5 protein-coding genes are annotated in these 6,047 nt (G+C 63.0%); 3 read left to right on the top strand and 2 right to left on the bottom strand.

Going from position 1 to position 6,047, the window contains the following annotated elements:
- Both HLA95_RS14365 and HLA95_RS14370 read left to right on the top strand, forming a co-directional pair.
- Entirely contained in the window at positions 1–1,185 is a 1,185-nt protein-coding gene (locus HLA95_RS14365) for a polysaccharide pyruvyl transferase family protein (RefSeq protein WP_191057926.1), read from the top strand.
- A gap of 306 nt (positions 1,186–1,491) precedes the next feature.
- Positions 1,492–2,454, top strand: coding sequence for an IS481 family transposase (locus HLA95_RS14370; RefSeq protein ID WP_191060867.1), 963 nt, complete (start codon positions 1,492–1,494; stop codon positions 2,452–2,454).
- Positions 2,455–2,945: 491 nt separating this feature from the next.
- Here the strand turns inward: HLA95_RS14370 and HLA95_RS14375 are convergent, their stop codons facing one another.
- Positions 2,946–3,353 carry a hypothetical protein gene (locus tag HLA95_RS14375; RefSeq protein ID WP_191060866.1) on the bottom strand — a complete coding sequence of 136 codons (408 nt, stop codon included), beginning with the start codon at positions 3,351–3,353 and terminating at the stop codon, positions 2,946–2,948.
- A 117-nt stretch (positions 3,354–3,470) separates the two neighbouring features.
- Between HLA95_RS14375 and HLA95_RS14380 the strand changes: the two genes are divergently transcribed.
- Positions 3,471–4,394 (top strand): hypothetical protein, encoded by a 924-nt coding sequence (locus HLA95_RS14380; RefSeq protein WP_191060865.1) that lies wholly within the window; start codon positions 3,471–3,473, stop codon positions 4,392–4,394.
- Between the two features lie 371 nt (positions 4,395–4,765).
- On the opposite strand, the gene HLA95_RS14385 is transcribed toward HLA95_RS14380, so the two are convergent.
- Positions 4,766–6,047 (bottom strand): calcium-binding protein (locus HLA95_RS14385; RefSeq protein WP_306422306.1); only part of this gene is annotated, 1,282 nt, incomplete at its 5' end.

A 6,047-nucleotide genomic window follows, 5' to 3' on the forward strand; every position in this document is an offset into this window, starting at 1 on the left:
ATGGTTGTGGTTGGTTTGCTCTGGCATCGTCTGGGGCGAGGGAATCTAGGTGTAGATGCGCTTACACGAACGCATATCGCTATTGTGTCTGAGGCCGCCAGAAGAGCATCCTGCGAAATCGAGCTTGTCTTGTTCGGCAATCCCACAATGACCGGCAGCGTTATCGATGTCGAGAACGTGAAGTTTGGCGCACGGCCGAGTGTGAGGGAACTTTTGAGCGGGCGCTCGACCTTCCTCAGTCAAGCTCGAAGCTGCGACCTATTTATTGATATTGGTGAAGGGGATAGTTTTACCGACATCTATGGCCCCTCTCGCTTTGCAGTGCAGTTGTTCTCGAAGCTTGCGGCGTTGCGGTTTAGGCGCCCTCTGGTGCTCGCGCCACAGACGGTTGGGCCTTTTGATACTTGGTGGGCCAGGCGCCTCGCTTTGCCCGTGCTGCGCAGATGCGACAAGATTTTCGCGCGAGACTTCCTTTCAAGCGGCTATGTGAGATCCCTGGGGGTCGCATCCAATGTCGAGGAAGCAATCGACGTTGCGTTCAAGTTGCCTTACGATCCTGTTCAGAGGAACGAGGGCGAGTTGATAAAGGTCGGTGTGAACGTATCCGGGCTCCTGTTTAGAGGAGGCTACACTGGCAGCAATCAGTTTGGGCTACGCCTGAACTATGCTGATCTCACCATCAAATTAATCAAACACTTCTCTTCTTGCCCCGATGTTGAAGTCTGGCTTGTCCCGCATGTCATTTCTCCGGGGGGCGGTGAAGACGATCTTGCAATATGCAGCAAACTTGTGCGTGATTTCCCAGGAGTCAAACTTGCCCCCGATTTTGTACACTCTTCGGCTGCGAAAACCTTCATTGCTGGCCTCGATTTTCTGGTGGCGGGGCGAATGCACGCCTGTATTGCTGCGTTCTCCTCAGGTGTCCCGGTTGTACCCATTGGATATAGCCGCAAGTTTGCTGGCCTTTTTGGTACACTTGGCTATTCATATCTGGTGGATGGCCGAGCAATGGGCACCGACGAGGCATTCAACTTTGTCCAAGCCTCCTTTGAAGAACGGGCGTCCGCTTCATTAGCGATATCCCGCGCAATGCCTGGGGTGCTACGTCGACTGCAACAGTATGAGGATTATTTAGTGGAGCTCTTCTCAAGTGTGCACGTCCTGAGGAGTTCAGCGCTACTTTAGCACACATATATCGTGTATAATGGTTGCCACAGTTCGGGGAACACATCTGAGTGTGGTGGAACAATTCGACCAGCCGGCAGTGGACGGTCGACAAGCTCGCCTGCCATGGTGTCCCTGGAACTCTGGCCAATGTGCGCCTGCCTGCTCCTTTAGATGTGGGGATCGGTGAGAGGCTTTCGCTTGCGCTCCATCGGCCGTGGGGCCTGATCTTCTCATCATGGCTCAAGCGTTGAGGTGGTAGCCGTGGATGGGGAGGATGCTCGCATCCTCCCCATCCACGGCTTGGTCAGTCCCAGGGGGAACAGCATCGATGCCAAGGCACGGCTCGGCTGGATTAAGCTTTACCAGCAGATCGGGGTCAGGCGCATCGTCTGTCGCCGCTGCGGCATTTCCGAGGTCACCCTGCGCAAATGGCTCCGGCGCTACGCCGCCGAGGGTGAGGCTGGGCTCCAGGACCGCAGCAAACGCCCCCGTACGTCGCCAGGCCAAAAGGTCTTCGCCGGGCAGGAACGGTTGATCCTGCAGGTCCGCCGGGAGGGCAAGCTCGGCATCAAGCGGCTCCGCAACGAGCTCATCCGCCAGCACGGTCTCAGGCTGGCGCTGGACACCATCCACAAGGTCCTGGTCCGCCACGGCGAGAACCTGCTCAAGAGACCCAGACTCAGACGCAAGGGCACCAGGCGCTATAGCCGACCCGTGCCAGGCGACCGCGTCCAGATGGATGTCTGCAAGATCGGCCCGGGCCTCTACCAGTACACCGCCATCGACGATTGCTCGCGCTTTCAGGTGCTCCGTGCCTATCCGCGCAGGAATGCCAAGAACACCCTCGACTTCCTGGAGCAGGTCGTCGAAGAGATGCCGTTCGCCATCCAGCGCATCCAGACCGACCGCGGCCAGGAGTTCTTCGCTTACGAGGTCCAGGACCGGCTACGCGAATGGCGCATCAAGTTCCGGCCGATCCGGCCGCGCTCGCCGCACCTGAACGGCGAGGTCGAAAGAGCCCAGCGCACGGCGCTCGAGGAGTTCTGGCCGACCATCGACCTCGCCGGCACCGACCTCGCCGACCGTCTGGCAGAGTGGCAGACCTTCTACAACTGGCAAAGACCACATGACTCGCTCGGTGGGCGTGCGCCCATCGATCGCGTCTGTGAGCTCATCGCCAAGACCCCGCTCACCGCCGAGGTCGTCGCCGCCTACGACCCCACCAAAGAGTTCATCCGCATCAATGACTTTGGCTGGGACTCAACCTTCTCGCGATCGGGACGGTGAGGGCAGATCACACACATGAGGTCCTGTACCATCTCGCCGGAGATATCGGCCGTCTACCGGCTCGTCGGCCTGTACGGCTTCGAAACCACCTTCCGGCATCCGGCGTCGCCAGTTGAACAGCATGCTGGGCAAGGTCTCGGTTTGGCGCACGACGAGTGACACGCTCATGCGGGCTGCATGCTCTCCTCGACCAACCGCATTTTCTGGGCAATTGTGAGTCGACGCCGTCGCTGGACGGCAGTGACCACCTCGATACGCGGCGGACGAGGACCATTCCGATCGGAAGCTAACGTCCTTATCCATAGACGTATGTCTATGCCTTGTCGGCTATCGACCCTGTCGGGTTCAAACGGGGTGCAGTCCAGCTACCTGACCGACCGCGGATGCAGGTGCTGCCCGGCTTGCGGTGGTGACGGAGCAGGATGCTGAGATTTCAGACATCCTATTCCGGCTTGTACGATACGCGTGTGCTCGCTGACTATCGGCAGACGCTATGCTGGCTTTGCTGCCCTGCCCATTACCTGCGGCCCCGGGACCTCCCCGCTCATCAGCCCGCTCATGAGCTGCCCGAACAGTGCGCCCTGCGGCATGTCCGGGTCCTTCGGGCCGCCGAAGTCGATCAGGATGCGCAGCCGGACATGGGCGCGCTCGTTCTCGGCGACCATGGCGAGCAGGCGGCGCCCGCCGTCCGAGCGGCAGAGCATTGCCTCGGCCGGGGGCTTGGGCACGCTGCCCATAAGGATGAAGTCGCCCACCTGCAGGTGGGTGAACATCGGGTCGAAGAAGCCCGGCTTCAGCATCTCGTCGACCGGGCAATTGTCGGCATAGCTCCACAGTATCCACTCGTCACCACCCTGGGTGGTCAGGGCAGCCAGCAGCTTGCTCTTGTGGCAGGGCATGATGGTCTCCGATCGCTCATGGGTTGATGACAACCGTCCTAATGCACCTGATTCGATTGTCAATGACCATGTTCCTATGTATGGATGCAGCAGGAACATCGTCTTGACGAGACCGCCATGCCCCGCACCCCTTCCCCTGCACAGATCGAGGCGTCGCGCCGCAATGGCGCCCGCTCCCGCGGCCCCGCCTCGCCGGAGGGCAGGGCAATCGCCGCGCGCAACGCGCTCCGCCATGGCCTATGCGCCCGCACCATCCGCGTCCTGCCGGCCGAGGACGAGGCGAGCTTCCATCGCCTGCGCACCGCCCTGCTGGACCGCTGCGCCGGCGACGACGATCCCTTGCGCATCTGCCTGGCCGAGCTGCTCGCCGACAATGTCTGGCGCCAGTTCCGCCTTTCCCGCCAGGAGACCGCGCACCAGGCCCAGCTCCTTTTTGACGCTGATGATGAGTTCGGCGCGTACGAGCATCCCGAGCATGTCGTGCTGGACGACCATTACCGGCTCCTCCAGCTCGCCCGCTACCGGGCCCAGCACCTGCGCGAGTTCAAGGACCTGCTGGCTTCACTGGGCCAGGTCGGCGAGGTTCCCTCCCCCATCGAGCCGGCCGGTCTTCCCGAGGCCGAAGGCCGGCTGGAGGAGGAACCCGCGGGCCGAAGCCAGCCCCTGCCGGTTCTGCGAAACGAACCCGAGCCGCCGGACGACTCCGTCGAACCGGACGAGCCGGACACGCTGGCGCCAGCGGAAGCACCCGCGACCTCTGCCGATGAGCCAGCCCCACCGGCGCCGCCTCCGTCAGAGCCGGCCCGCGTCAGGAAGCGGCATGGCTCCAGCAGGATCGAGCCCTCGGCAGGAGCCGCGCCAGACACCGGAGCCCCCTCCGCCCGTCCGCCGTCGCCCGCGGATTCCGCCCAAGCCCTCCGCGAGCTTGCCCACCTGCGCGAACAGATCGCCGCCCGCTGGCCAACCAACATGCGCGGCCATGTCGAGGCCTTCTATACCTGCGCTTCGGCACCAACGGCAGCGGCCCACCCGCTTGGGTAGCCCAGCTACCCCCCGGCACCCAGCTCGCCAGCTGAGACATCATGCCGACGAAACGAACCCGAGCCGCCTCCGCCTCGTCATCCTCCGGCTCGACCGGGGGACCAACCGCTTCCCGCAGCCCTGCCACCCACGGACCTCACACCCTGCCCATCACGGCCGGACCCGATCCAGCCATCCAGCCTCCGCGAGAACGAGCCAAGACCCCGCCCGCTCCCCTTTTCATGTCATCCCCCGGCCCGACCGGGGGACCAACCACCTCCCACAGCCTTGCCGCCCATGAGCCCCACGAACAATCCGTCATGGCCGGACCTGATCCGGCCATCCAGCTTCCTGCCCAGGAATCGCCCCCACCTCCCGAAGGCGCCCCAACCTCACCCAAAGAAATTACCCTCCGACAAGCTCCCCACGCCCACCAGCGTCACCGTATGCAACCCGCTCGCATACCCAAGCGACAACCCAACATCGAGCACCAGCGACGTGCCCCCATTGCCCGTCGAGACCGACACGGCGCTGTCGCTGCCGTTCAGGCTCCCGTCACCATTGGTGTCCAGCCGGGAGAACATCTGCGACGCGAAGACATAGCTGCCCTGCCTGGTCGTGCCGTCGATATACAACCCGTCGCTTCCGGCATCGAAATCCTCGATGACGTCCCGGCCGATCCCGCCGCTGCCGCTCACGTTCATGTGGACCAAGGCAATATCGAATCCACCGCCCATCCGGATGACGTCATCCCCCGCGCCAGCCTGAATCGTGTCGTCCCCCTCGCCACCCACGAGCACGTCGTTGCCGCTGCCCCCGACGAGCTGGTCGTCCCCACCGCCCCCGATGAACGTGACGTCCTGTGTGCTGCTGGCTTGGTTGCCGAACAGGTCGAACGCATAGAGCTCGTCATCGCCCGCCGTGCCGACGATGCCCTCGATGCTGCTGAGCGTGTCATCGGCCGCACCGCCCGAGCCGTTGACCAGCCAGCCGAGGATGCCAACTCCCTCGTCGGAATAGTCTGCAACGTCGAAGCCGTCCCCCCCGTCGAGACGGTCGGCGTCAGCCCCGCCGGACAGCACATCGTCGCCGGCATCGCCCATCAGCAGGTCGCTGCCGGTCCCCCCATGCAGGACATCGCCACCGTCCCCGCCATAGAGGTCGTCGCTGCCATCCCCGCCGTACAGGACGTCATTACCCTCGTCCCCCCAGATCCGGTCGCGGTCGCCGTCGCCATGGAGGATGTCGTCAGCATCACCGCCGCTGATCAGGTCGAGGCCGTCGCCGCCATAGATGAGGTCATTGCCATCTTGGCTACGCAGCGTGTCGCTGCCGGCGCCACCGTAGATAATATCGTTGCCGCCACCGCTTTCGATCAGATCATTGCCGCCGCCTCCTTCAATGCGGTTGGCTACGCTGCTTCCCAGCAACGTATCGTTGAAGTTGGAACCGATCAGTTGCTCGATGCTCACCAGCGTGTCGCGGCCCGCCCCGCCAGTCTCCTGCACGTCTGTCAACCCGAGGTTCACCGTCACTCCACTCGCCGTCGAAGCATACGTGACAGTGTTGATGCCCCCTCCACCATCAAGCACATCGTTGCCCGCGCCACCTTCGAGCACGTCGTTGCCTGCACCACCTTCGAGTACGTCGTTGCCTGCACCTCCAAGCAGCACA

The organism is Geminicoccus harenae (assembly GCF_019800005.1).
GTDB classification, from domain to species: Bacteria; Pseudomonadota; Alphaproteobacteria; order Geminicoccales; family Geminicoccaceae; genus Geminicoccus; species Geminicoccus harenae.